Raw genomic sequence first — 23,837 nt, forward strand, 5'->3', positions numbered from 1 at the left:
CTGGGCCTCCTGGCCACGCCGTTGCCGAAGCAGTACGAGTTCGGGCGCCTGAACGTCAACGGCGTGATGACCAGCAAGCGCAAGCTGAAGGCACTGGTCGACGAGGGCCACGTGAGCGGCTGGGACGACCCGCGCATGCCCACCATCGTGGGCATGCGCCGCCGCGGCTACACGCCCGAGAGCATCCGCCTGTTCTGCGAGCGCATCGGCGTGACGAAGGCGGACAGCTGGATCGACTACAGCACGCTGGAGATCGCGCTGCGCGACGACCTCGACCCCAAGGCCGCGCGCGCGATGGCGGTGCTGGAGCCAGTGAAGATGGTCATCACCAACTGGGACGAGCTGATGGGCGCCGGCCACCTGGAGCCCTGCTCCGCGCCCGTGCACCCGCACGCGCCGGAACGCGGCAAGCGCGAGTTCATGTTCGGCCGCGAGCTGTGGATCGAGCGCACCGACTACGAAGAGACGCCGCCCAAGGGCTTCTTCCGCCTGTTCCCGGGGAACAAGGTGCGGATGAAGTACGGCTACGTCGTGGAGTGCGTCGGCGCATCGCGCGATGCGTCGGGTGTCGTGACCGAAGTGCAGGCCAGGCTGGTTCCGGACACCAAGAGCGGCACGCCCGGCGCGGATGCGGTGAAGGTGAAGGGCAACATCACCTGGGTGGGCGTGGCCGATGGCGTGAAGGCGGAAGTGCGCCTGTACGACCGCCTGTTCTCCGTGCCGCAGCCGGACACCGGGGAGAAGGACTACCTCGAGGAACTCAATCCGGACAACCTGAAGGTGGTGACGGCCTATGTGGAGCCGTCACTGGGGAAGGCGAACGGGGATGAGAAGTTCCAGTTCGAGAGGCATGGGTACTTCGTGGCGGATCGGAAGGATCACAAGCCGGGCGAGGGGAAGCCGGTGTTCAACCGGGTGACGGGGTTGAAGGACAGCTGGGCGAAGTAGCCGGCGCCTGGGCATCCCGTCTCCGGCGTTTGCCAATCGAAGCTCGACTCGCCAGAATTGCGACATGCGCCCTTCGGAAGTCCTTGCCCAGCACCGCGGCCGCGTACGGCAGATCGCCTTGCGTCACGGCGTGCGGGACGTGCGCGTTTTCGGGTCCATTGCACGAGGTGAGGACACCGAAGGCAGCGACCTCGACTTGCTGGTGGAGCCCACCGAGGCAACCACCCTGCTCGATATCGGCGCCATCCAGCAGGAGCTCACGCAACTGCTGGGTGTTGACGTGGATATCGTGACCCCCAATGCCTTTCCCGAAGCGCACCGCTCGCGGATTCTCGAAGAGTCCGCCCAGCTATGACCCGATACCGTATCAAGCGCCTTATTGATGCGTAGACGGACGTTCCGTCCCATCAGTAGCGACGACCTATTGGCCGAGCCGCGATTCGCTTCGCCGGTTAGGCCCGTTCGAGAAACCTCAATCCATGCGAACTCGAAAGCGGTGAAGGCGCGGGCCCAGTGTCGCTCCGGCACGCGAGTCGAATCATCTATCCGGCGGAGAGGGTAAGTCCGCGTCAACAAGGGAACGGGGTTGAAGGATAGTTGGCCGAGGCAAGTAACAGCCGCACTCGTCATGGATTTAGGGCTTAACGTATTCCAGCTAGCGCAAGGTTGGGTTTCCCTGCTCTGGCAAAAACTAACGAACCTTCGCAGGGAGCGCGAAAAGGAGTTGAACGCTCTCGCGGACATCTTCGGCGACCCAGTAGAGCTCGCAAGGTTTTACATTGAACCCGATTGTCAGCAGGTGAATCCAGCTGATTACCTTGAGGACGAGGCCATCGTTCGCGAACCACTGTTCAATCGCATTCAAACCTTTATCTCGGGGGCGTCAACCCGACAGAACAACCAGTTGTTCATTCTGTCCGATGCTGGAATGGGCAAAACGTCTGCACTGCTCATGCTCAAGCTCGGGCACATGATGTCCTTCTGGCCAAAGGACTACGACTGCGTTCTGCTCAAGCTCGGATCAAAGTCACTGGAAGACATCAGTGCGGTAAATGAGAAGCGAAAGACCGTCCTCCTACTTGATGCGCTAGACGAAGATCCAACCGCATGGGGACACGTAGCGGAGAGGCTTACCGATATTCTTCGCGCTACAAAGCCGTTCTTGCGCGTCATCATCACCTGTAGAACTCAATTCTTTCAGGCACGCCACGATCCGTTCAATCGGCGGGGCCAAGTCGAGATCGGGGGCTTTTTGTGCCCCGTCGTATACGCTTCACTGTTCACCGATCAACAGGTAATTCAATACATTAGGCTGCGCTTCCCCACGGAAATGATGGATGAAGCCTGGGTCGCCCGAGCCAAGTACATCGTAAACAAAATGGGCTTTCTGCGAATGCGACCGATGCTTCTGGCCCATTTGCCCGACCTAATGGAGTCTCGCGAGAACATCTGGAACGAGTATTCAATTTACCGAGCTCTTGTCGATGCATGGTTGCTCCGCGAGCAGCGGAAGGCATACGAGAACGATCCCCTGTACTCTGATCGTCTAAGGTTGGCATGTCGGTACGCCGCTTTTCAGATGCATCAGTCTGAGCGCGCCTACTTCTCGCGCGTCGAAACTGAAGTTCTCAACAGAGTGGCTGGTGCGACAGACGGTCGTTCGATCGACTTAGGTGGACGTTCTCTGCTGAACCGCGACTCCAACGGCAACTACCGCTTTTCCCACTACAGCATCCAGGAATTCCTGGTTCTCGAATATCTGCTCGCGAATCCCACAGTTGCTAAGAAGCGTTCGGTGCGCACGACTGATTTCATGAATCAAATGGCCGTCGCTTGGTTTCTTCAAGCCTCACCCTCTGAACGAGCCGCAGTTGATCTGGCCTTCATTAACTTCTCTGGCGCGCACCTCGACGATTGCCACCTTCAGGGAGTGAACTTCTCCAACTGCCGGATGGATGGCGCCACCTTTCGCAATTCAGACCTAAGCTACGCCAATTTGAAAGGGACCAGTCTTGTGGGGACCGACCTCTGCGGGGCGAAACTGGCCGCGACTCGGTTCGATGGGGCAGATATTAAGGGGGCTACGTTCGCGGACACCCAAGTCGAAGGAGCCGTGTTTCATTTGGCCATGTGTGATCTTCACACGAGGTGGCCCCATTCAACTCCTCTCCTGCACTTGGGTGCAATTTCACCACCAAAACCTAGCGATGAGGTGGCAAGAGCAACTCCTGCAACAGGTGTGGACGCGAATCTGCCGAGTGTTCCTGATTGAACATTAACTGGGGGCTTAATTGGGGTCAGAACCCAAATTCGACGACTCCTGCAGCATCTCCCACATCAGACGTTTCGACTCCGCCGCTTGAAGCAACTCGGCAAGCCCCTGCGCGACTCCATCGAGGGCTGTCAGATGCTGCTTCAAGGCCTGGATCTCGACGGAGATACTGCCATGCTGGTCTTCTAGTCGCTGTAGCAGCTCGCGGCCGCTCTCTATCGAATCCTGCTGCCACTCGACGAGCTGCCTGTGCACAAGCCTGTATCTCTCTCTCACCGCGCGCGCCAAGGAATTCTTTCTGTCGCGCACGTGGTCAGGCTCCATTTGCAGCTGAAATCGGATAGCGACAAAAGGGTTCGATCAAAGTCTCGGGCTCGTTGGTGTCACTCGGAACAGCTTCACCAGACGTCAACACCCAGGCCCCGAATCGCTGCGCCAGCTCACCCAGCCCCTTCTTGCCAAATTGCTTGATTCGCTGCCGCCGAAGCTTTTCGAACTGCGATATCAGTCCTGAGTGTTCCGAATGGGTCACGATTGAGCGAAGGATCGCCTCCACCTGCTGGAGGGCGACCAGATTCCGCCCGATAGCGCGGTCAATCGACGCCGTCAGCTTCTCCAATTCTCAGTCAGGATGTGCGGGGCGTCCGAAGCTGCTTCTGGCGGTCCATCACCGCGCCCCGCGACACTTCGGGAAGGTGGAACAGCCCCAGAACTCTGAGCCCGCATTCGTACCCTTTCGGGCAGTGCGACGAACCATCGGCGCGTTGCAAACCGGACATGGCGGCGTGCTCGCAGAATCAGACGGACTGGAACGTACGGCAGCCGGCCTTACTGCTTGCGCGGTCGAAGAAGCTGCGGGGGCTCTTGTGGGCCGCGCTGCCCTCGCCTGCTGCAACAAGCCAAAGAGCTTCGGGCCGTCGACCAAACGGACGTTCCGCCCCGCGGCGAACGAGATTGCATCATCGGTGAACCGACCGGAGGTGACGACGAAGCCGCCGGCGGCGCCTCGTGCAGCCATCACGCCATACAGCTGCCGGACGACATCGACACCAACCTTCAGCGCCTTCCACTGCTTGCATTGCACGAGAAAGGTTTCGGTGCCCTTGCGCGCCACCAGATCCACACCGCCATCTGGCTGCGCCCCACCTTGCTCCTCCACGGCATAGCCTTGCAGGCGGAACGCTTCGCCGACGAGCATCTCGAACTCGTGCCAGGACATTCCGTTGAGCGCATCTGCGCTGGGAGACTGCGTGACGTTCGTGATCAACGCGGCGCGCTTCCTGCGCTTGACGAACGAGATCAGCGCGCCAGCCAGGCACGGAACGGCACGACGTACTGGAGTGCCATCGACACGCCACGAAACCAGACGCCCAGAAACAAGCTGGTGTTCACTTGACCGGGGCTCGTGACGGCAGGCGTCGGACTGTTGGCAACCGATCGGAAAAACAGCCAGGAGACCACCGCGGCCGCCACGCCTGCCCACCACGGCAGGAGCGCGACCAGATCCATGATGTCTTCGGCCGTGCTTTGCCGTTTCCTTCGCGCCATTGACTTCCTCCCCTTATTGGGGAGGATGGTATCGACAGGAGAATGCAGGTCGTCCCCGGGCAAGCCCGTTCAGTCGAAAGGACGAAGGCATGGATGCCGGGTCAAGCCCGGCATGACAAGCTCACTGGATTACCGCTTCTCCGGGGAAAGCAGCGCAGCTCTACTCCGCCGTCGCCGGATCAATCACGGCCCTCACCGCCGACACCTTGTTCGCCGGGAACCCGCTCTTCTCCGCGTGCTCGCGCACGTCCGCCTCGCTCTCGGCGAAGTAGACGCAGTAGATCTTGTCGTCGGTGACATAGCTTTGCTGCCACTGCACGCGCGGCCCCATGGCGCGCAGCACGTCGCAGGACTTCAGCGCGGCGCCTTTGAGGTCCATCGGCGACATCTTGCCGGCGCCGGGAATCTCGCGCTCGATCACGAACTTGGGCATGGCCATCTCCTTGTGCGTTGAGGGAGGCGGGAACTATCATCGCCGCCAGCCTCTTCCACAAGCACCGCGGCACCGAATCTCATGCCCCAGGCTCCGGATCGCACGAACGACTCGCCGTCAGCCGGCACGGAGCTGCTGTCGGATGTGCTCGGCCGTGTGCGCCTCGCCAGCGCGGTGTTCCTCGCCGGCGAGTTCTCGGAGCCCTGGGCCTTCCGCTCCACCGACGAGGAAACCCTGTGCGCCATCGTGCAGCCCGGTGCGCAGCACCTCGTGCTGTTCCACGTCGCGGTGGAGGGCCGCTTCACGATCACCCTGGATTCGGGCGTGACGGCGACGGTGAACGCGGGCGATGCGGTGGTGCTTCCCTATTGCGACGTCCACACGATGGGTTGGCCGAAGGACACGCCTGCGGTGGCAATCGCTTCGCTCGTGCCGCCGCCGCCCTGGGCGGCCATGCCGGTGGTGCGGCATGGCGGCGGAGGCGCGCCTACGCGCATCCTGTGCGGCTACCTGCATTGCGCGGAGCTGCTGTTCAACCCGCTGCTGCGCGCCTTGCCGCCCCTGATCCACGTGAGGCCCGTCTCGGAACAGGCCGCCGAATGGCGCCAGGGCAGCCTGCGCTACGCGCTCTCGCAGGCGCAAGGCCAGGCGCGCCCCGTGCCGGCCCTGGTGGACCGGCTGCCGGAACTGGTGCTGGTGGATTGCCTGCGCCAGTACGCGGAGGAGTTGCCGGCGGGCCAGGCCGGCTGGCTGGGCGCGCTGCGCGATCCGCTGTTGTGCCGCGCGCTGACGCTGCTGCATGCGCAGCCGGCGCACCCCTGGACGGTCGACACGCTGGCCAACCAGGTCGCCGCCTCGCGTTCCGTGCTGGCCGATCGCTTCACGCAGGTGCTGGGGGTCTCGCCCATCCGCTATCTCACCCAGTGGCGCATGGAACTCGCGGCGCAGATGCTGCGCACCGAATCGCACCTGGGGATCGCCGCGATCGCCGACCGCGTGGGCTACGAGTCGGAAGCGGCGTTCAGCCGCGCCTTCAAGCGGCACGTGGGCTGCGCGCCCGCCAGCTGGAGCCGGCAGGGCAACTGACCGCAAGCCGCTGCGGGGAAGCGCACCCTCGGGTGCGCGAAAATGCCGCATGGCCATCATTGCGACTCCCTTCCGACGCCGCCTCGCGATGGCGCTGCTCCTGCTGCTCGCCGTCGCGGGAGGCGTGATCCGGCACTTCGCCGAGAACCCGTCGACGCTGCGCGATATCGGCACGCTGATGCTGGTGCTGTGGCTGCCCGCGGTGGGCAACCTGATCGGCTACCTGATTCGCAAGATCCCGCGGCGGGCGCCGCAGGCGAACGACTTCGCGCCGGGGTCGGTGTTCACGCCGCATCTCGAGGTGCGGCTGCAGGCCCTCGACGCCACGAGGGAGTTGCTGGACGCGATCGCGCCCGGGGAGCGCCGCTGCATCGTCCTGGTCGGGACGCACGCGTTCCGGGCGCGGCTGTCCGTGCCGCTCGAGGAAATGATCGCCACCCCCGGCGACAAGATGCTGGCGCTCGAACTGCTGCGCCCGGCGCTGGGACTCGCCGCGCTCCCGCCTGGATCGGAATTCCACCTGCTGGCGGGGAACACTGCGGTGGCGAAAGGACAAGTGCCGGGACCCTGACCTCCTGGCCCGCGCCCTGCCGTCTGCTTCTTGCCACGCGCGTCCTCCTTTGCGAACATCCTGGCTGGGCGACAGGCCCGGCCCCACACGGTTCACTGCTACAGTTTTCAAATCACAGAGGAGATCCCCATGCCCAAAGGCGAACAGAAAAGCAACAAGATGGCGAAGAAGCCGAAGAAGGACACTTCGGCTCCGAAGGACTACACGAGCGACCGGCCGGTCCCGCCGACCACCACCGTGATGCCCAAGGGAAAGCTGAAGAAGGCTCCCTGAGGCCACGCCGGAGCCCGCCATGGTCCTCCTCGAATTCTCGATGGCCCCCACCGGCGAGGGCCAGTCGCTCTCGCGGCACATCGCCCGCATCCTGGACATCGTCGACCGCAGCGGCGTGACGTACCAGCTTACCGCGATGGGGACGATCCTCGAAGGCGACTACGACGAGGTGATGCTCGTGGTGGCGGCCTGCTTCCGCGAGCTGCAGAAGGACTGCCCGCGCGTGTCCATGCACCTGAAGATGGACTACCGCGCGGGCGGCGAGCCGCGCCTGCGCAGCAAGGTCGACGCCGTCGAAGGGCACGTCGGGCGCAAGCTGCGCACCTAGGCGGCCTTTTCTCCCCCGCTTCGCCACAGCCCCGGCGGCACGCCGTATTCGCCCTTGAAGGCGCGGCTGAACGAAGCTTCCGATTCGTAGCCCACGGCCTCGGCGACCTGGATGACGCTGGTGCGCTCGGCCCGCAGCAGCCGCGCCGCCACCGTGAGGCGCCAGCGTTTCAGGTACTGCATGGGCGGCACGCCCAGCAGCGCGGCAAAGCGGTCCGCCAGCACGCTGCGCGACAGGTGCACCTCGCGCGCCAGCAACTCCACCGACCAGTCGCGGGCGGGCTGCCCGTGCATCAGGGCCAGGCAGCGGGCCACCTGCGGATCGCGCACGGCCCCGAACCAGCCCGTCTCGACCCCCGACAGGCCTTCCAGGTAGCCCCGCACCGTTTCGACGAACAGCGCCTCGGCGATCTTCGCCGCCATGGCGTCGGACCCGGCCGTCCCGGCGGCGGCCTCCTGCAGCGCATAGCGGATCGATTGCTCGAGCCACGGACCGGCGCGCCGGTTGCCCACCTGCACGCGGAAAACGCGCGGCAGGGCCGACAGCAGCGGATGCGGCACGTCGCGCTCGTAGGCGAACCAGCCGCAGACCAGGACCGTGCCCTGCCCGTCGCCGCCGTAGCGCACCTGCGCCACCTCCGGCAGGCGCACGTTCACCACGTGCTGCAACTCGACCGGCGCGTGGCGCACGCCGCTGCCGATGCGGTGGGCGTCGCCGCGGGGGAAGGCCACGACGTCGCCGGCCACCAGCTCGATCGGCTCGCTGCCCTCCATGTGCACCCAGCACCGGCCCTCCAGCACCATGTGGAGGATGGCCAGCTCGGGCGCGCCCGGGCACAGCCGGGGCGCGAAGCGCGCGGCCGGCGGCGCGTCCACGCACCACGGCTCGTGGAACACGCCGTTGATGAAGAAGGCCCCCTGCAACCGGATCTGGCGCACCAGCTGCGACAGCGCATCGTCCATGGACAACCCCTTGCCGGTGTTTCGGTCAACAACTCCGGACGCCCGGACAGGACCCGCGTGCGTCCGGCCGCGACCATCGGATCTCCTTTTCATTATTGACCCGAAGGAGCCTTCCATGGACCAGCCAGCCCGCGAACTCGTCGTCCTCATGACGCACGGCGCCGACCACGAACTGTCGTCGGTCGGATTCACCATCGCCTGCGGTGCGATCACCGCCGGCATGAAGGTCACCGCCTTCCTCACCAGCGCCGCCGTCGACCTGGTGCGCCGGCGCGGCGTGGAGCTGACGCACGTGGCGCCGCTCGACCCGATCAAGGTCTCCATGGAAGACTTCATGGGCCGCGGCGGCACCATCGTGGCCTGCACGCCTTGCGTCAAGGCGCGCGGCTATGCGCAGGAGCAGCTGCTGGAAGGCGTCACCATCGCCGGCGCCAGCGTGATGCACGAGAAGCTGAAGGCGGGTGCGGCGAGCCTCAGCTTCTGAGCGGCCTCCCGCGCTCAGCGCGCGTAGAGCCGCTCGATCACGTCGGCGAACCGGGCCGCCAGGTTGTTGCGCTTCAGCTTCAGCGTCGGCGTGATCAGCGCGTTCTCCACCGTCCAGGGGTCCAGCGTCAGCGCCACGGCGCGCGGCTGCGCGTAGTACGGCAAGGCCTTCGTCAGCTCGCGAATGCGGTCCTGCACGGCCTTGACCGCCGTTGGCGCACGCAGGGAGTCCGGCGCGGCCGGATCGAGCTGCAGCTCGCGCGCCAGCCGCTGCCAGCCCTCGCGCGCCAGCACCACGATCGCCGCGATGAAGGGCCGGTTGTCGCCGAAGCAGTACGACTGCTCGAACAGCGGATCGGCCTCGATCGCCAGCTCCAGGTCCACCGGCGCGATCTTCTCGCCGGTGGAGGTGACGATGATCTCCTTCACCCGGCCCAGGATGCGGATGCGGCCGTTCTCGAGGGCGGCCTGGTCGCCCGTGTGCAGCCAGCCGTCCGCGAGCACGCGCGCCGTGTCCTCCTCGCGCTTCCAGTAGCCGCGCATCACGCTGGGGCCGCGCACCAGCAGCTCCTTGTTGTCGCCGATGCGGACCTCCACGCCGGGCAACGGCCGGCCGACGGTCGCCGGGTCGTTGTCCTCCGGCGTGTTGCACGCCACCACCGGCGCGCTCTCGGTCATGCCGTAGCCCTGCACGACCGGCAGGCCGAGGCCGAGGAAGGTGCGCGCGATGGGCTGCGACAGCGCCGCGCCGCCGCTCACCGCCACGCGCAGGCGGCCGCCGAACTGCGCGAGCAGGGGCCGCGCCACGAGGCGATCGAGCAGCGGCCAGGCGAGCGCGTCCAGCAGGGATGAACCGCCCTCTTCCAGCGCCAGTCCCTGCGCCCGGGCAAAGCGGCGCCAGCCCACGGCCTGCGCCGCCCGGAACAGCCGCTGCTTCGGCGGCGACGCCGCGAGCCTCTCCTGCACCTTCGCCTGGACGCGTTCGTAGATGCGCGGCACCGAGACCAGCACCGTGGGCCGCACCGTCTTCATGTCCTCCGGCAGCTTGGACGTCGAGCGCGCGAAGGCCACGCACGATCCCGCCGCGACCGGCAGGTAGTAGCCCGCCGTGCGCTCGAAGGTGTGCGACAGCGGCAGGAAGGACAGGAACACGTCGTCGGTGCGCGCCACCACGCGCTGCAGCACGCCCTGCACGTTGGCGACCACGTTGCGGTGCGTGAGCATCACGCCCTTGGGCTTGCCGGTGGTGCCCGACGTGTAGACCATGCCGGCAAGGTCGTCCTCGGTGGGCGCGGGCGGACGGGCGACCGACTTTGCCGCAGCGTCGTCGACCCAGGCTTCCAGCCCGAGCACTGGAACGCCCGCGGTTTGCGTCGCGCCTTCCGCCTGCGGCTGCCGGATCACCACCCATCGCAAGGTCGGCGGCAACGGTCCCGCGGCCGCGATGGAGTCCCAGCGCGCACCCGAGTCCGCGACCAGCAGCGCCGCCTCGCTGTCCTGCAGGATGTAGAGGATGCTGCCGGCGTTGTCGACGACGTGCATGGGCACGGGCACGTAGCCGAGCGCCAGCGCGGCCTGGTCCACGCAGACGGCGTCGAGGCCGTTGGGCAGCAGGATCGCCACGCGCGCGCCTTGCGGCAGGCCCAGGGACGCCATCGCGCTGGCGAAGCGGTCCACTCGGGCGCCGAACTCGCGCCAGCTCACGCCTACCCAGGCGGCGCGGCCTTCGTCGAAGTGGCGGTAGGCCTCGCCGTCCGGCGTCAGGGCGACGCGGCGGGCGAGCAACCCCGGCAGGGTACGGATGTTCTCGAGGTCAGGCGGATGCGAAGGGACGGAAGCGTTCGGCATGGCGGGTCGCGAGGCGCAACCTGCCATTGTGGCCGCGGGATTGCGCTGCGGGATGGAATGCTGCGTTGCGTGTTGACGCGCAGCGGGAATGAAAAAGGCCGCTTGCGCGGCCCTTCGACGCACTGGGTCCCCGCCTGCGCGGGGACGACGGTTCAAGCCGCCTTGGCGGGCGCCACGATCCCGATGCGGTCCAGCGCGTCGGCCAGCGACTTCACCGTGCGGTCCACGTGGTGCCACTTGTCCAGGCCGAACAGGCCGACGCGGAAGCTCTTGAAGTCCGCGCCCTCGTCGCATTGCAGCGGCACGCCGGCGGCCGTCTGCAGGCCTTCCGCGACGAACTTCCTGCCGCTCTGGATCTCGGGGTCGGTGGTGTAGCTCACCACCACGCCCGGCGCCTTGTAGCCCTCGGCGGCCACGCTGGGGAAGCCGCGGCTCTCGAACAGCTTGCGCACCTTGCGGCCCAGGTCTTCCTGCTCCGCCTTGATCTTCGCGAAGCCGTACTTCTTCGTCTCCACCATCGTCTCGCGCAGGCGCGTGAGCGCATCGGTGGGCATGGTGGCGTGGTACATGTGCGCGCCGCCTTCGTACGCTTCCATGATCTGCAGCCACTTCTTCAGGTCCATGGCGAAGCTGCTGCTGGTGGTGCCGTCGATGGCGGTGCGGGCGCGCTCGCTGAGCATCACCATCGCGCAGCACGGCGAGCTGCTCCAGCCCTTTTGCGGCGCGGAGAGCAGCACGTCGATGCCGCAGGACTTCATGTCCACCCACATCGCGCCGCTCGCGATGCAATCCAGCACGAACAGGCCGCCCACTTCGTGCACGGCGTCGGCCACCGCGCGCATGTAGTCGTCCGGCAGGATCATGCCGCTGGCCGTTTCGACGTGCGGGGCGAACACCGCCGCGGGCTTCTTCTCGCGGATCGCGGCCGTCACTTCGGCGATCGGCGCCGGCACCCAGGCCGCGGTGGGGCCGCTGCCCTGCCTGCGCGCCTTGAGCACGGTGGACGAGGCGGGGATGCTCCCCATGTCGAAGATCTGCGTCCAGCGGTAGCTGAACCAGCCGTTGCGCAGCACCAGGACGTCCTTGCCGTTGGCGAACTGGCGCGCCACCGATTCCATGCCGAAGGTGCCGCTGCCCGGAACGAGCACGGCGGAGCGGGCGTTGTACACCTCCTTCAGGATCGAGGAGATGTCCTTCATCACGCCCTGGAAGCTGCGCGACATGTGATTCAGCGCGCGGTCGGTGTAGACGACCGAGAACTCCAGCAGGCCGTCGGGATCGACATCGGGAAGCAGTCCGGGCATGTTGTCTCTGGGTTGCAAGTTGGCGATCGGGCAGCTTAACACCCGTCGCTGACACCCTGCCCTCCCAGGGAGATCCCCCTCAGCAGCGCAGTTCGCGCAGCCGCTTCTTCGTGAACACCAGGGGCATCTCGTCCTGCAGCGTGACGCCGTCGCCCTTGGCCTTCAGTTCCTTTTCCTGCTCCGCCTTCTTCACGTCGAGGGTGCGGCACTCGGCGCGCTCCTCCTCGGTCAGGGTGGCGCGGCGGGCGATGGTGGCGCGGTCCTGCGGCACCGCCTGGCTCCTGTTCGTGGCGCGATGGCCCTGGGGGCCGACCACCTGGCCGCCGCTGCACGCGACGTCGCTGTAGGTGGCGCTGCCGCACTTGTACGCGGCGTTTTCCGCAGACACGCCGCCGGCGGCGAGCAGCAGCGCCGCTGCCGCGAGGCAGGTGGGGAGGGTCCTCCGTCCGTTCATGGTCCGGATGCTAGGACGCGTCGCGCACCGTACGCCACTACAAGAGGTATCCGCGACGCGCGGCGCCAACACCCGCGCCGCCCGTCGCGCGGATCACGCCGCCTGGTGGTCGCCGCCACCATCCACGGCGTGCCGTAGCGATCGACCGGCATGCCGGGTCTCGGCGCAGCGGCCCGGAATCGACGGACGCGTGGCGCGCCGCTCGTCGCGCGAAACCACGCGGGGGCATGCCGCGTCAGCAAGACGTCAGTGCCGGGGCGGGTCGTCACCGTCGATGGCTGTCCCGGTCCAGGGTGGCAGACGAGCGGTCGGCATCCGGGATCGAATGGCGTCAAACCGGATTTTTGACACACCTGGTTTCAGTTAGCGGTCCAGCAAGACCCCCTTGTACCTGCTTGCTTTCCGGGCATTTCCAAGGCGCTTGCACTCCTGCACATGGGCTGTTTTCCCTCGGAAACTGACGTCATGCGCCGACGCCGGTCGGAAGGCGGCCCCATGTACTGTTGCAATTCGTAATGCCCTGCCATACTAAGCAAAACACCTAAAGCAATGGCATCCCTCTCCCGCATGACCGGCCATGCCGTGCACCGGATGGCCCCCGAAGACCGCGAGGCCCTGGCCCGCGAGCTCTTCGCCGTGCATTCGCAGATCTTCGCGGGACTGGACTACCAGGCCTTCCGGGGCTACGTGGTCAACCGCGACTCCTGGCGCACCTGGATCTACACCAAGCACAACGCCGCCGGCCAGCTGGTGGGCTATACCGCGCTGCACTTCTTCCGCATGCAGGTCGAAGGCCGGCCCTGCACCGTGCTGCGCATGGAAGCCGGCACGCTGCCGGCCTGGCGCGGACGCGACCTCACCATGGTGCACGGCCTGCTCCGCCTGATGCGGGTATGGCTCAACGAGCCGTGGCGGCCCTTCTGCATCTTCGCGGCACTCACCCATCCGAGCAGCTACACGCACCTGTCGCACTACGCGCCCGTGGTGTGGCCGCATGCGCAGCGTCCCGAGATGCCGCCGCGCATCCTGGGCATCCTCGAGGAACTCGCCGGCGCCTTCAAGCTGCAGCGCGTGTACCCGGAGAACCCGCTGATCCGCCGGGTGGACTGGATCACGCTGGAGAGCGCGGAAGAGCGCGCCCGCTGGACGACCAGCCGGCGTCCCGACACGCGCTTCTACGTCGACAGGAACCCCGGCTTCGCCCAGGGCCACGGCCTGGCCACCTACATCCCGGTGAACGGCCTGCTGATCGTGCGCGCGATGGCACGCTTCCTGGTGGGCCGCGCCGGCACGCTGGCACGCGTGCTCTTCGGCCATGCGCCGGCGGCTTCCGGCGAACAGCCGGCGTTGGTCCAGCGCGCGACGAAGAAGGTGGCGCACCCGCGCCATCCCGAGTTCGCGCACACGCGGCCGCCGTCCCTCTGAGCGCGCGGGCGTTCAGCCCGGGGGCAGCGTGAAGTAGAAGGTCGCGCCGCTGCCCGGCGCCGAGTGCGCCCACACCCGCCCGCCCTGCCGCGTGATCGCGCGCGCCACCGTCGCCAGCCCGATGCCGGTGCCGGGGAATTCGTCAGCGCCGTGCAAGCGCTGGAAGGTCCCGAACAGGCGATCGGCATAGGCCATGTCGAAACCCACGCCGTTGTCGCGAACGTAGTACTCCCCGCGCTCGCGCGAACCGCCCACGACGATCTCGGCGACCGGCACGTCGCGGGTGAACTTCCAGGCGTTGCCGATCAGGTTCTCCATCACCGAGCGCATCAGGCGCGCATCGCCCATCACCGCCAGCCCGCTCTCCACCTGCCAGTGCATGCGGCGCGCCGGCTCCTGCGCCTGCAGGCCCTGCAGGATCTCGCTGGCGAGCTCGCCCAGGTTCACCGGGGCGCAGATGATCTCGACCTCGGACACGCGCGCGAGCGCGAGCAGTCCTTCGATCAGCTCCGCCATCGTGTCGGCGTTGGCCTGGATGCGCGCGAGGTAATGCTGCGCGCGAGCGGCGGGCAGCGGCTCCAGTTCCTGTTCCAGCAGTCGGCCATAGGAGGCGACGCGCTGCAGCGGAGATTGCAGGTCGTGCGAGACGGAGTAGGAAAAGGACTCCAGCTGCTTGTTGGCGAGCCGCAGCGCCGCCTCGTTGGCCATCAGGTCGGTGATGTCGGTGTCGACGCCCACCCAGAACACGTTCGCGCCGTCCGCGTCGCGCACCGGCAGCGCGCGGTAGGTGGTGGTGTGGTACGAGCCGTCGCGCGCGCGGATGCGGCGCGTGCCCACGTAGGGCTCGCCGCTGGCCGCGCTGCGCACCCAGTTCTGCTGCATGGCCACCACGTCGTCGGGGTGGATCAGCTTGATCCAGTCGTGGCCCAGCCAGTCGGGCGGCGCGCCGCCGGCCAGCTCGTACCAGGCGCGGCTCAGGAAGGTGACGCAGCCCCTGGGATCGACCGTCCAGAACGGCAATGGCGCCTGCTCCGCGAGCGTGCGGAACAGCGCTTCCTGCCGCGCGAGTTCGCCGGTGCGCTGCGCGATGCGTTCCTCCAGGCTGGCGTTGAGCCGCCGTATCTCGGCCATCATCAGCACGCGCAGGGTGATGTCCTGGTGCGCGCCCTGGATCGCGACCACCTTGCCGTGGGCGTCCCAGACCGGCTCGCCCACGCTGCGCACCCAGACGTGGCGCGCGGTGTGCGTCACGAGCTCGGTCTCGATGTCGAAGGCCGCGCCCTCTTCCGCCGTGCCGCGGATCGCGGCCAGCGTCGCCTCCAGCGACTCCGGCGCGATCATCGCGATCAGTTCCGGCAGGGCCGGCTCGCTGTCCGGCGGCAGGTCGAGGATGGTCGCCGCTTCCTCGGAGAGCGTCACGCGCTGCGTGAGCAGGTCGGCGCGCCAGCTGCCGATGCGGGTGAGGCGGCCGGCCACGCGCAGCTGCTCGGCCTGCCCCTGCAGCTGCTGCTGCGCCTGCTGGAGGGCGTCGATGTCGGTGGCAGTGCCGAACCAGGAGATGCTGCCGTCGTCCGCGCCGTCCTGCACGGGCACCGCGCGCAGCAGCTGCCAGCGGTAGCTGCCGTCGGCATAGCAGAGCCGGTGCTGGATCTGCAGTTCCTGGCGGGTCTTGAGCATCTCCGCCAGCCGCTGCACCATCACCTCGCGGTCTTCGGGGTGGACCGCCTGCTGCCAGCCGGAGCCCAGCGCCGCCTCGGTGCCGCGGCCGGTGACTTCGGTCCAGCGCCGGCTGACGAAGCGCACGGAGCCGCGCGCGTCGGCGATGAACACGACCTGCGGCATCGCCTGCGCGAGCTGCTGGAAGCGCTGTTCCGTGCGCTCGCGGCTGCGCGCCTGGCGGCGCAACTGCACCGTGAGCGCGATCGCGATCAGCATCGCCGCCGCCCACACCAGGCTGGTGAGCGCGGCGAAGCGGCGCCAGGGCGTGAGCATCTCGCCGTAGCCCGATCCGACGACGACCACCAGGTCCGGGTACGCCGGCAGCTGCCGGTACGCCACCACCCGCCGCACGCCGTCGAAAGTGCTCTCGCGGATGAAGGTGCCCTGCGGCGAACGCGGCAGGTGCTCGCTGAACACCGACAGGTTGGGGAGGTACTGGCCGGTCAGCTTCGGGTCCGGCGGGCTGCGCGCCAGCAGCTGGCCGCTGCGGTGGTACAGCGCGATCGCGCCGTTCGCGCCCAGGTCGATGCCGCGCCACAGGTGCTCGAAGTACGGCGGCTCCAGCGAGCCCACCACGATCTGGCGGATGCTGCCGTCGCGATTCCGGATCGGGCGCGAGACGCTCACCATCCAGGTGCCGCGCACGCGGCTGCGCAACGCGGGGCCGATCGAGAAGTCGGTGGCCGGCCGCTCGCGGTAGACCTCGTAGTAGGGCCGCTCGGCCATCGATTCCCCGATCTGCCCGTCGGCGTCCGAGTTGTACAGGACGCGCCCCTGCGCATCGAGCACCCACAGGGCCCGCAGGAATTGCAGCCCCGCCAGCTCCTGCCGCAGCACCTCGCGCGCGGACGCCTCGTCCAGCTTGCCCGCGCGCCGCAGCCCCTCCAGGTTGGCGCTCGCCAGGCGCAGCGTCTGGTCGGCCGACTGCAGCGTGCGCGAAGTCTGTTCGGCGATCACCCGCGACAGCGAATCCGTGAGCTCCTCGCCGCTGCGCAATGCCGCCTCGCGCTGGTACAGCAGCGCGAACAGGAGCAGCGCACCCGTCAGCACCGCAATGGCCAACAACGCCCCCGCGTCCCTCAGTGGTCTCCTCATCGCCAGCATTGTCCGCTGGATCAGCTATCCGGCATCCGGACGGGCAGTCGGCTGACAGCGCGCCGCCACGGTTGGCCCGGAAACTGGCCGTTTGCCACGACACAGGAGGCCGACATGACCGAACACGCCATGATCCGGGGAGAAGTCTGCTTTCGCGCCGGTGACGGCGTGCTGATGCCCATCCCGGACGGACCGGTGGACATCGACGTCGCCGACGACAGCGTCACCCTCGGCTGGACCGACGGCGAGGGCAACGCCAGCCACGCCGCCATCACGCGCGACGAATACGAGCGCTACGTGGGCGAGGGCAAGATCCGCCCCGCCGCCCACTAGCGCATGGACGCGGGCGCCGCCACCGAAGCCACCCTGCTGGCGCTCGCCTGGATGGCGGCGTTCGCGGTGCGCCCGTGGCGGCTGCTGCGGCCGCACCAGGGCCAAGTGCCGCTGGCCACGCCCTTCCTCGCCTGCCTGACCGTGCTGCCCTGGCTGTGGGCCTGGCCGGGCCTTGCGGCCTTGCCGGTGCCGCTGCACTGGTCGGGCGCGCCGCTGGCGGTGCTGCTGGTGGGATGGCCGCTGGCGATCCCGTTGCTCACCGTGGCGGGCTTCAGCACGATGGCGAGCACCGGCGCATCGCTGGCCGAGGCGATCGCGTTGACGGTGTGGTCGGGCGTGCTGCCCGCCACGCTGGTGCTGGTCATGGGCCACGCCGTGCGCAAGACCCTCGGTGCCAACCCGGTGGCCTACATGCTGGGCCGCGCTTTCCTGGTGCCGCTGCTCGCGCTGGGGGGCTGCGGCCTGGCGGCGTCGCTGCTGGGCCACGGATGGGTGTCCGGCGCGGCCGGGGAGCTGCAGCGGATCGCGATCGCCCTCCTCGCGATGGGAGAAGCCTCCTGGAGCTGCGCGATCGCCAGCCTGCTGGTCGCCTGGCGTCCGCAGTGGCTTGCCACGTGGAGCGAGGGTCTCTACCTGGCCCGGCCGGCGCGCGCGCGGATGCAGCGCGTGCAACGACCCCACCGCTGAGCCGGGCGCCGAACCCGGCGCGTGCGCGGCCGGGCGGCCGATGCTATCTTTGCGCCCCATGCCGTACCCCATCCGATCCGCCGTCGCGGCTGCGCTTGCGCTGGCCTTTGCCGGCGCCGCGAGCGCCACGCCTCCGGTCGAACAGGTTGCCCTGCGCGGCGCTCCCGCCGTCGTGGGCGGCCTGTGGTGCGGCGCCGGCCTGCTGCGCGAGTTCACGCTGGAGGTGGCGCAGCAGTACCAGAACTTCGAGGCGCGCCTGATCCGCAAGAACAAGATCCGCCAGATCACCGGCCGGGTCGAAGGCGTGCGCGTGCGCACCGATCCGCAGCGCAACGAGACGATGGACCTGCTGGTCGAAGGCAACGAGCTGCGCATCATCGGCGCCACGGGCGTGCTCTCGCTCGCCAAGGGCCAGTTCTTCACGCGCGCCATCGGCGCCAGCTGCACCCATTGAGCGCCGCGGCCGCGTGGCTCTGGGTGCCGATCACCCTCTGGGCCGCGCTGGCCCAGACCGCGCGCAACGCCGCGCAGCGCTCCCTCGTCGCGCAGGCCGGCACGCTGGGCGCGACGCTCGCCCGCTTCCTCTACGGCATCCCGTTCGCGGCCGCGTGGGTCGCGCTGCTGCACCTGATGCCGGCGACCGCCGCGCCGCTGCCGCGTTTCGGCACGGGCTATTTCGGCTGGCTGCTGCTGGGCGCGCTGGGCCAGCTCGCCGCCACGGCCTTCCTGCTGGCCGCGATGAAGCAGCGCAACTTCGTGGTGGGCGTCGCCTATTCCAAGACCGATGCGCTGCAGGTCGCGCTATTCGGATCGCTGTTCCTGCGCGAGCTGCCCGGCCCCGTGACGCTGGCGGCCATCGCGCTGGCCACCGCCGGCGTCGTGTTGCTGTCGCTGCCGCAGAAAGGCGCGGCGCTGGAAGGCCGCGCCTGGACCAGCAAGGCGGCGTGGTACGGACTCGCCTCCGGCGCCGGCTTCGCGCTGTCCGCCGTCGGCTACCGCGGCGCGGCGCTGCAACTGCCCGAAACCTCGGCCTGGTTCGCGGGCGCCTGGGGCGTGCTGCTTGCGCAGACGATCCAGACGCTGCTGCTCGGAGGCTGGCTGGCGTGGCGGCAGCGCGATGCGCTCAAGGCCACGGCAACCGCCTGGCGCGTGTCCACCCTGGCCGGCGCCGCGGGCGCCCTCGCCTCGATCGGCTGGTTCACCGCCTTCGCGCTCACGACCGCCGCCAACGTGCGCACGCTGGGCATGGTGGAAGTGGTGTTCAGCTACCTGGTCTCGCGCCGCTTCCTGCGCGAGAAGCTCGCGCCGGTGGAGCAAGGCGGCCTGGCGATGGTCGTCGCGGGACTGCTCGCGCTCGGACTGCAGCTCTGAACCGGTGCGGCAGGCACCAGGCAAGTGCCTGCCGCGAACTCGTGCGTGCCGCCTCACGGTCCTACACGATTGCAGCATGGACACGCACGGTCCTTGGCGCTACAAGGATCGAACATGGCAGCAACCCGGGTCACGCCGCGAGGCCGCGCCCGGCAACGAGTGAGTACGAATCATGTCTTTCGGCACACTGCTGTACCGGTACTTCTTCTTCGGCTGGCTGTTCAAGGATGTCAATCACGGCAACCTGCTCGAGCGCGCCGCTGCCTGGCGGCACAACCGCGACCAGGCGCGCTGGCTTCCCACCTACATGCGACGCTGGTTCTGGTGCGGCATCTCGCTGTACGCGCTCGGCCACCTCGTCGAGTCCCTGATGCAGGCGCCCGGCGCTTCGGTGATCTTCTACGTGCCGTCGGCGCTGGCCGTGCCCGTCAACGCGGTGATCGGCGCGGCCTGGGTCGGCCTGCGCGTTATTCCTGCGCAGGCCTGAACGCCGCCCCGGGCGCTTCGAGCCCCGCGAGCGAATTGCGGGTGTACTCCACGAGGTGATCGAGGAAGGCGCGGGTGCGCGCCGGCATGAACTTGCGGCTCGGAAGCGCGGCCACCAGGCTCAGGCGGTTGGTGATCCATGGCGCGAGCACGCGCTTCAGCACTCCGGCCTTCAGCATCGGCGCGATCAGGTCCAGCGGCTGGCTGCTGATGCCGCCCCCGCTGATGGTGGCGCGCAGCAGCGTGTCGGTGTGGTTGGCGCTGACGACGGCGGGCACGTCCACTTCGACCGTGCGGCCGCTCGCGGTGTCGATCAGCGTCATGGCGCGCAGCCGCATGCCCGGCGTGCGCAGGCGCAGGCAGCGGTGCGCGCGCAGCTCCTCCGGCGAGGACGGCTCCCCGTAACGCTCGAAGTAGGCCGGCGCGGCGCAGAACACCGCCTCGGTCTCGATCATCGTGCGGGCCACCACCGTCGAATGCAGCGGCACCGCGCCGTTGACGATGGTCAGGTCGTAGTCCTCCACGCTCGGGTCGATCACGTCGTGCACGTCGAGCTCGAGCACCACTTCCGGATGCTGGCGCTGGAAGCTCGGGATCGCCGGCGCGATGATGTGCGTGCCGACCACCGGCTGCGCGAGGATGCGCACGGTGCCGCTCATCTCGCGGCTGTGCGCTTGCGCCATCGCGTCGGCCTCGTCGATGTCGCCGAGGATCGCGCGCAGCCGGTTGAGGTAGACCTCGCCGGCGGGCGTGAGCGACAGCCGCCGCGTCGTGCGATGCAGCAGCCGCACCCCCAGGTGCTTTTCCAGGTCGGCGACCAGCCGCGTCACCGCCGCCGGCGGCATCTCCAGCCTGCGGGCCGCCGCCGCGAAGCCGCCTTCGTCCACCACGTGCTGGAACACGCGCATCGATTGGAGTCGGTCCATGGCCGGATTATTGCGCCGATTGAAATGGAAGATTGAGAACAAGGTAGTTTTTTGCGAATCGACGGAGGAATACAGTTCTTCCATCGCATCGCAACAACCCCACAGAGGAACACCATGAAGCTCTCCCGTCTCGTCATCGCCGTCCTGTCCGTCGCCGCCGCCACCGCCTACGCCGACGACGCGGATCCGTCCGGCCAGTTCGCCATCGGCACCGCCGGCACGCAGACCCGCGCCGCCGTGGCCCAGCAGTTCCAGCAGTACCGCGCCGAGGGCGTGAACCCCTGGTCGACCACGTACAACCCCCTGAAGACCTTCCGCGGCGAACGCACCCGCGCCGAAGTGCGCGCCGAGTACCTGCGCAACCGCGCGGCCGTCTCCGCCCTGACCGGCGAGGACAGCGGCTCGGCGTACCTGTCCACCCGCCAGCCCGTCGCAACCGGTGCGACCGTCGCCGGCCAGCCCGTCAACGCCCAGTAATCGCGGAATAGTTGGCATGCGCCCCGCACGATGCGGGGCAACCAGCCTGGGCCGGCGAGGAACACTGTACGATCATCCAGTGGACCTGAATGCCAAGCTCGCGATCCTCGCCGACGCCGCCAAGTACGACGCCTCCTGCGCGTCCAGCGGCGGCGTCCGCCGCGATTCCACCCAGGGCCGCGGCCTCGGCTCCAACGAGGGAGCGGGCATCTGCCACAGCTATGCCCCCGACGGCCGCTGCATCTCCCTGCTGAAGATCCTGCTGACCAACTGGTGCCAGTACGACTGCCTGTACTGCGTCAACCGCGTCAGCTCCGACATCCCCCGCGCCCGCTTCACCGTCGACGAAGTGGTGCGGCTCACGCTGGACTTCTACCGCCGCAACTGCATCGAGGGCCTGTTCCTCTCCAGCGGCATCATCCGCAACCCCGACTACACGATGGAGCAGGTGGTGGAGGTCGCGCGCAGGCTGCGTGAAGAGCACGACTTCCGCGGCTACATCCACCTCAAGACCATCCCCGACGCCGCCCCGGAGCTGCTGCAGCGCGCCGGCCGCTACGCCGACCGGCTCTCGATCAACATCGAGCTGCCGACCGAACGCAGCCTCGCCACGCTGGCGCCGGAAAAGGACGTCGCCGCGATCCGCCGCTCGATGGCGCGGCTGCGGGTGCACATCGACGACGCGCAGGCGGAAGCGCAGGACGCGCAGCGCGTGTCCGTCGTTTCGATGCCGAAGGCCCGCCCTGCGCGCGCCAAGGCCGACGCCTTCGCCGCGGCGGGCCAGAGCACGCAGATGATCGTCGGCGCCGACGCCACCGACGACGCGACCATCCTGTCCACCAGCGCGCAGCTCTACGGCGCCTATCGCCTGAAGCGCGTCTACTACTCCGCCTTCAGCCCAATTCCAGATGCATCGGCACGGCTGCCGTTGAAGGCGCCACCGTTGATGCGCGAGCACCGCCTCTACCAGGCCGACTGGCTGATGCGCTTCTACGGCTTCGCGGCCGACGAGATCGCGCCGGCGCAGGGCGGCGGCATGCTGCGGCTGGAAGTGGATCCCAAGCTCGCCTGGGCGCTGGCGCATCCCGACCGCTTCCCGGTGGACCTGCAGCGCGCGCCGCGCGAACTGCTGCTGCGCGTGCCGGGGCTGGGCGTGAAGGCGGTGGACCGGCTGGTGCTCGCGCGCCGCGTGAGGCGCCTGCGCGTGGAGGACCTCAAGCGCCTCCACGTGCCCACCCACAAGGTGCTGCCCTTCGTGGTGCTGGCGGACCACCGGCCCTCGCGCGGGCCCGACGTGCAGACCCTTGTGCGCTCGGCCGCGCCGGTGCCCGCGCAGCAAGCCCTGCCCTTCTGACATGCTGGTGCGCCTGGCGGACGAGACGGACCTCGCGGGCTTCCGGCGCGAAGCGCGCGCGCTGCTCGCGCGCGGCGTGCCGCCTTCGGAAGTGCACTGGTCCGCGGGCGCCGGGGACGAGGACCTGTTCGCCGAAGCATCCGGGCCCGCCGCGACCGGGTCTGCCGGCGACGGCACCATCCGCGTTCCCGCCGACTTCCTCGAGCTGTGCCACGTGGTGGTGCTGCATCGCGAGCCGCAGCGCCTGGCGCTGCTCTATCGCCTGCTGTGGCGGCTGGTGCACGAACCCGGCCTGCGGCACGACCCGCTCGATGCCGACATGCTGCTGGCGCGGCAGATGGCGCAGGCGGTGCGGCGCGACATGCACAAGATGCACGCCTTCGCGCGCTTCCGGCAGGTGCAGGACGGCGAGGACGCGAACGATCCGCTGCACGTCGCCTGGTTCGAACCGGACCATCGCATCGTCGAAGCGAACGCACCGTGGTTCCGCCGCCGCTTCGCCAACATGCGCTGGGCCATCCTCACGCCGGAGCGCTGCGTCGAGTGGGACCGCCGCGAGCTGCACTTTCGCGGCGGCGCGAGCCGCGGCGACGCGCCGCCCGCCGATGCCGGCGAACAGCTCTGGCTCACCTACTACCGCAGCATCTTCAATCCCGCGCGCCTGAAGCTGCAGACGATGCAGAAGGAGATGCCGCGCAAGTACTGGCACAACCTGCCGGAGGCGCAGCTGATCGCGCCGCTGGCGGCGCAGTCGCGCGAGCGCAGCGGCCGGATGATCGAGCAGGCGCCCTCGGCGCCGCTGCGGCGCCTGCCGCGGCCGGTGCGGGAACTGCCTGCGATCGCGGCGCCCGAGGCGCTGCCCTTCCTGCACGAGCAGGTCCAGCGCTGCCGGGAGTGCCCGCTCGCGGAGCACGCGACCCAGTCGGTGCCCGGCGAAGGCCCCTTGCGTCCGGCGCTGATGTTCGTCGGCGAACAGCCTGGCGACCAGGAAGACCTGCGCGGGCGTCCCTTCGTGGGGCCGGCCGGCCAGTTGCTGGAACGGGCCCTGGCGCAGCTGGGCGTCGACCGCGGCAGCGTGTACATCACCAATGCCGTGCGCCACTTCAAGTTCGAGCTGCGGGGCAGGCGCCGCATCCACAAGACGCCGACGCAGCAGGAAGCCGCGGCCTGCAGTCACTGGCTGGAGGAGGAGATCGCCCTCGTGCAGCCGCGGGCGATCGTCGCGCTCGGCGCCACCGCCGCACGCTCCCTGCTCGGGCGCACGCTCGCGGTGATGTCGGAGCGCGGCGAATGGTTCGAGCGCCCCGACGGCCTGCGCGTGCTCGTCACCTTGCACCCGTCGGCGCTGCTGCGGATGGAGCCGCGGCAGCTGCCGGAGGCTTTCGATGCCTTCGTGCGCGACCTCGCGCTGGCCTGCCGGCCCTCGTCCCCGTAGCTGGGTCCCGCAGGCTGGG

General features: G+C 68.5%; 26 protein-coding genes and 1 pseudogene. 17 read left to right on the forward strand and 10 right to left on the reverse strand.

The genetic code is table 11. The features are described from left to right. The 3 genes from VF522_RS18280 to VF522_RS18290 form a co-directional block, all read left to right on the forward strand. The coding region (locus tag VF522_RS18280; protein ID WP_330909734.1) for a glutamate--tRNA ligase family protein at positions 1–948 on the forward strand (948 nt) is incomplete at its 5' end. A gap of 64 nt (positions 949–1,012) precedes the next feature. After that, positions 1,013–1,303, forward strand: a complete 291-nt coding sequence (locus tag VF522_RS18285; RefSeq protein WP_330909735.1) for a nucleotidyltransferase family protein — start codon at positions 1,013–1,015, stop codon at positions 1,301–1,303. A 273-nt stretch (positions 1,304–1,576) separates the two neighbouring features. Continuing rightward, entirely contained in the window at positions 1,577–3,220 is a 1,644-nt protein-coding gene (locus VF522_RS18290) for a pentapeptide repeat-containing protein (protein WP_330909736.1), read from the forward strand. A gap of 15 nt (positions 3,221–3,235) precedes the next feature. Here the strand turns inward: VF522_RS18290 and VF522_RS18295 are convergent, their stop codons facing one another. The 4 genes and pseudogenes from VF522_RS18295 to VF522_RS18315 all read right to left on the reverse strand — a co-directional run bounded on the left by VF522_RS18295 (position 3,236) and on the right by VF522_RS18315 (position 5,201). Then, positions 3,236–3,529, reverse strand: coding sequence for a hypothetical protein (locus VF522_RS18295; protein ID WP_330909737.1), 294 nt, complete (start codon positions 3,527–3,529; stop codon positions 3,236–3,238). 4 nt (positions 3,530–3,533) lie between these two features. Then, a complete protein-coding gene (locus VF522_RS18300; protein ID WP_330909738.1) occupies positions 3,534–3,839 on the reverse strand; it encodes a hypothetical protein in 306 nt (101 codons plus the stop codon). A gap of 48 nt (positions 3,840–3,887) precedes the next feature. Continuing rightward, a pseudogene (locus tag VF522_RS18305) lies at positions 3,888–4,768 on the reverse strand (restriction endonuclease). 160 nt (positions 4,769–4,928) lie between these two features. Beyond that, positions 4,929–5,201, reverse strand: a complete 273-nt coding sequence (locus VF522_RS18315; protein ID WP_330909741.1) for a DUF4242 domain-containing protein — start codon at positions 5,199–5,201, stop codon at positions 4,929–4,931. Between the two features lie 81 nt (positions 5,202–5,282). Here VF522_RS18315 and VF522_RS18320 point away from each other — a divergent pair, with 81 nt between their 5' ends. The 4 genes from VF522_RS18320 (at position 5,283) to VF522_RS18335 (ending at position 7,459) form a co-directional block, all read left to right on the forward strand. Next, on the forward strand, positions 5,283–6,287 hold the full coding sequence (locus VF522_RS18320) for an AraC family transcriptional regulator (RefSeq protein WP_330909742.1): 1,005 nt from the start codon (positions 5,283–5,285) through the stop codon (positions 6,285–6,287). Positions 6,288–6,336: 49 nt separating this feature from the next. Then, positions 6,337–6,858 (forward strand): hypothetical protein, encoded by a 522-nt coding sequence (locus VF522_RS18325; protein ID WP_330909743.1) that lies wholly within the window; start codon positions 6,337–6,339, stop codon positions 6,856–6,858. 129 nt (positions 6,859–6,987) lie between these two features. Then, positions 6,988–7,131 carry a hypothetical protein gene (locus VF522_RS18330; protein ID WP_330909745.1) on the forward strand — a complete coding sequence of 48 codons (144 nt, stop codon included), beginning with the start codon at positions 6,988–6,990 and terminating at the stop codon, positions 7,129–7,131. Between the two features lie 19 nt (positions 7,132–7,150). Next, positions 7,151–7,459: an MTH1187 family thiamine-binding protein gene (locus VF522_RS18335; RefSeq protein WP_330909746.1), complete on the forward strand. Its 309-nt coding sequence runs from the start codon at positions 7,151–7,153 to the stop codon at positions 7,457–7,459. Here VF522_RS18335 and VF522_RS18340 read toward each other — a convergent pair. Further along, complete coding sequence (locus tag VF522_RS18340) at positions 7,456–8,421, reverse strand: AraC family transcriptional regulator (protein WP_330909747.1); 966 nt, start codon at positions 8,419–8,421, stop codon at positions 7,456–7,458. The two genes, VF522_RS18335 and VF522_RS18340, sit on opposite strands and share 4 nt — an antisense overlap. Before the next feature lie 115 nt (positions 8,422–8,536). Between VF522_RS18340 and VF522_RS18345 the strand changes: the two genes are divergently transcribed. Then, a complete protein-coding gene (locus VF522_RS18345; protein ID WP_330909749.1) occupies positions 8,537–8,905 on the forward strand; it encodes a DsrE family protein in 369 nt (122 codons plus the stop codon). 14 nt (positions 8,906–8,919) lie between these two features. Here VF522_RS18345 and VF522_RS18350 read toward each other — a convergent pair whose 3' ends face one another. The 3 genes from VF522_RS18350 to VF522_RS18360 form a co-directional block, all read right to left on the reverse strand. Continuing rightward, positions 8,920–10,752 (reverse strand): long-chain fatty acid--CoA ligase, encoded by a 1,833-nt coding sequence (locus VF522_RS18350; RefSeq protein WP_330909750.1) that lies wholly within the window; start codon positions 10,750–10,752, stop codon positions 8,920–8,922. Positions 10,753–10,904: 152 nt separating this feature from the next. Further along, positions 10,905–12,056, reverse strand: coding sequence for an aminotransferase class V-fold PLP-dependent enzyme (locus VF522_RS18355; RefSeq protein ID WP_330909751.1), 1,152 nt, complete (start codon positions 12,054–12,056; stop codon positions 10,905–10,907). 79 nt (positions 12,057–12,135) lie between these two features. After that, positions 12,136–12,510, reverse strand: a complete 375-nt coding sequence (locus tag VF522_RS18360; RefSeq protein WP_330909752.1) for a hypothetical protein — start codon at positions 12,508–12,510, stop codon at positions 12,136–12,138. 549 nt (positions 12,511–13,059) lie between these two features. On the opposite strand from VF522_RS18360, the gene VF522_RS18365 reads away from it, so the two are divergent. After that, entirely contained in the window at positions 13,060–13,935 is an 876-nt protein-coding gene (locus tag VF522_RS18365; RefSeq protein WP_330909753.1) for a hypothetical protein, read from the forward strand. A 12-nt stretch (positions 13,936–13,947) separates the two neighbouring features. On the opposite strand, the gene VF522_RS18370 is transcribed toward VF522_RS18365, so the two are convergent. Next, positions 13,948–16,749, reverse strand: coding sequence for a PAS domain-containing protein (locus VF522_RS18370; protein WP_330909754.1), 2,802 nt, complete (start codon positions 16,747–16,749; stop codon positions 13,948–13,950). A gap of 114 nt (positions 16,750–16,863) precedes the next feature. Here VF522_RS18370 and VF522_RS18375 point away from each other — a divergent pair, with 114 nt between their 5' ends. From VF522_RS18375 to VF522_RS18395, 5 genes are all read left to right on the forward strand, one after another. Further along, the gene (locus VF522_RS18375; protein WP_330909755.1) at positions 16,864–17,082 is read left to right on the forward strand and encodes a hypothetical protein; all 219 of its coding nucleotides are present in this window, start codon (positions 16,864–16,866) and stop codon (positions 17,080–17,082) included. A gap of 3 nt (positions 17,083–17,085) precedes the next feature. Beyond that, positions 17,086–17,769, forward strand: a complete 684-nt coding sequence (locus tag VF522_RS18380; RefSeq protein WP_330909756.1) for a hypothetical protein — start codon at positions 17,086–17,088, stop codon at positions 17,767–17,769. 58 nt (positions 17,770–17,827) lie between these two features. After that, complete coding sequence (locus tag VF522_RS18385; protein ID WP_330909757.1) at positions 17,828–18,223, forward strand: hypothetical protein; 396 nt, start codon at positions 17,828–17,830, stop codon at positions 18,221–18,223. Beyond that, positions 18,220–19,140: an EamA/RhaT family transporter gene (locus VF522_RS18390; protein ID WP_330909758.1), complete on the forward strand. Its 921-nt coding sequence runs from the start codon at positions 18,220–18,222 to the stop codon at positions 19,138–19,140. Before VF522_RS18385 ends, VF522_RS18390 begins: the two co-directional genes overlap by 4 nt. Before the next feature lie 172 nt (positions 19,141–19,312). Then, positions 19,313–19,627, forward strand: a complete 315-nt coding sequence (locus VF522_RS18395) for a hypothetical protein (RefSeq protein WP_330909759.1) — start codon at positions 19,313–19,315, stop codon at positions 19,625–19,627. On the opposite strand, the gene VF522_RS18400 is transcribed toward VF522_RS18395, so the two are convergent. After that, positions 19,608–20,552, reverse strand: a complete 945-nt coding sequence (locus VF522_RS18400) for a LysR family transcriptional regulator (protein WP_330909760.1) — start codon at positions 20,550–20,552, stop codon at positions 19,608–19,610. The genes VF522_RS18395 and VF522_RS18400 overlap by 20 nt on opposite strands. Before the next feature lie 114 nt (positions 20,553–20,666). On the opposite strand from VF522_RS18400, the gene VF522_RS18405 reads away from it, so the two are divergent. The 3 genes from VF522_RS18405 (at position 20,667) to VF522_RS18415 (ending at position 23,818) form a co-directional block, all read left to right on the forward strand. Continuing rightward, entirely contained in the window at positions 20,667–21,029 is a 363-nt protein-coding gene (locus tag VF522_RS18405) for a hypothetical protein (RefSeq protein WP_330909761.1), read from the forward strand. A 79-nt stretch (positions 21,030–21,108) separates the two neighbouring features. After that, on the forward strand, positions 21,109–22,383 hold the full coding sequence (locus VF522_RS18410) for a putative DNA modification/repair radical SAM protein (protein WP_330909762.1): 1,275 nt from the start codon (positions 21,109–21,111) through the stop codon (positions 22,381–22,383). A gap of 1 nt (position 22,384) precedes the next feature. Then, complete coding sequence (locus tag VF522_RS18415) at positions 22,385–23,818, forward strand: UdgX family uracil-DNA binding protein (protein WP_330909763.1); 1,434 nt, start codon at positions 22,385–22,387, stop codon at positions 23,816–23,818. Positions 23,819–23,837: the final 19 nt, after the last annotated feature.

Origin of the sequence: Ramlibacter sp. (genome assembly GCF_036383835.1) — a bacterium.
In the GTDB taxonomy this organism is placed as follows: Bacteria; Pseudomonadota; Gammaproteobacteria; order Burkholderiales; family Burkholderiaceae_C; genus Ramlibacter.

Coding starts and splice junctions, on each gene's coding strand:
- VF522_RS18395 (WP_330909759.1), top strand. CDS start 19,313: ATGTCTTTCGGCACACTGCTGTACCGGTACTTCTTCTTCGGCTGGCTG.
- VF522_RS18370 (WP_330909754.1), bottom strand. CDS start 16,749: ATGAGGAGACCACTGAGGGACGCGGGGGCGTTGTTGGCCATTGCGGTG.
- VF522_RS18400 (WP_330909760.1), bottom strand. CDS start 20,552: ATGGACCGACTCCAATCGATGCGCGTGTTCCAGCACGTGGTGGACGAA.
- VF522_RS18385 (WP_330909757.1), top strand. CDS start 17,828: ATGCCGTACCCCATCCGATCCGCCGTCGCGGCTGCGCTTGCGCTGGCC.
- VF522_RS18340 (WP_330909747.1), bottom strand. CDS start 8,421: ATGGACGATGCGCTGTCGCAGCTGGTGCGCCAGATCCGGTTGCAGGGG.
- VF522_RS18360 (WP_330909752.1), bottom strand. CDS start 12,510: ATGAACGGACGGAGGACCCTCCCCACCTGCCTCGCGGCAGCGGCGCTG.
- VF522_RS18335 (WP_330909746.1), top strand. CDS start 7,151: ATGGTCCTCCTCGAATTCTCGATGGCCCCCACCGGCGAGGGCCAGTCG.
- VF522_RS18405 (WP_330909761.1), top strand. CDS start 20,667: ATGAAGCTCTCCCGTCTCGTCATCGCCGTCCTGTCCGTCGCCGCCGCC.
- VF522_RS18330 (WP_330909745.1), top strand. CDS start 6,988: ATGCCCAAAGGCGAACAGAAAAGCAACAAGATGGCGAAGAAGCCGAAG.
- VF522_RS18320 (WP_330909742.1), top strand. CDS start 5,283: ATGCCCCAGGCTCCGGATCGCACGAACGACTCGCCGTCAGCCGGCACG.
- VF522_RS18375 (WP_330909755.1), top strand. CDS start 16,864: ATGACCGAACACGCCATGATCCGGGGAGAAGTCTGCTTTCGCGCCGGT.
- VF522_RS18350 (WP_330909750.1), bottom strand. CDS start 10,752: ATGCCGAACGCTTCCGTCCCTTCGCATCCGCCTGACCTCGAGAACATC.
- VF522_RS18415 (WP_330909763.1), top strand. CDS start 22,385: ATGCTGGTGCGCCTGGCGGACGAGACGGACCTCGCGGGCTTCCGGCGC.
- VF522_RS18380 (WP_330909756.1), top strand. CDS start 17,086: ATGGACGCGGGCGCCGCCACCGAAGCCACCCTGCTGGCGCTCGCCTGG.
- VF522_RS18325 (WP_330909743.1), top strand. CDS start 6,337: ATGGCCATCATTGCGACTCCCTTCCGACGCCGCCTCGCGATGGCGCTG.
- VF522_RS18290 (WP_330909736.1), top strand. CDS start 1,577: ATGGATTTAGGGCTTAACGTATTCCAGCTAGCGCAAGGTTGGGTTTCC.
- VF522_RS18285 (WP_330909735.1), top strand. CDS start 1,013: ATGCGCCCTTCGGAAGTCCTTGCCCAGCACCGCGGCCGCGTACGGCAG.
- VF522_RS18365 (WP_330909753.1), top strand. CDS start 13,060: ATGGCATCCCTCTCCCGCATGACCGGCCATGCCGTGCACCGGATGGCC.
- VF522_RS18315 (WP_330909741.1), bottom strand. CDS start 5,201: ATGCCCAAGTTCGTGATCGAGCGCGAGATTCCCGGCGCCGGCAAGATG.
- VF522_RS18345 (WP_330909749.1), top strand. CDS start 8,537: ATGGACCAGCCAGCCCGCGAACTCGTCGTCCTCATGACGCACGGCGCC.
- VF522_RS18355 (WP_330909751.1), bottom strand. CDS start 12,056: ATGCCCGGACTGCTTCCCGATGTCGATCCCGACGGCCTGCTGGAGTTC.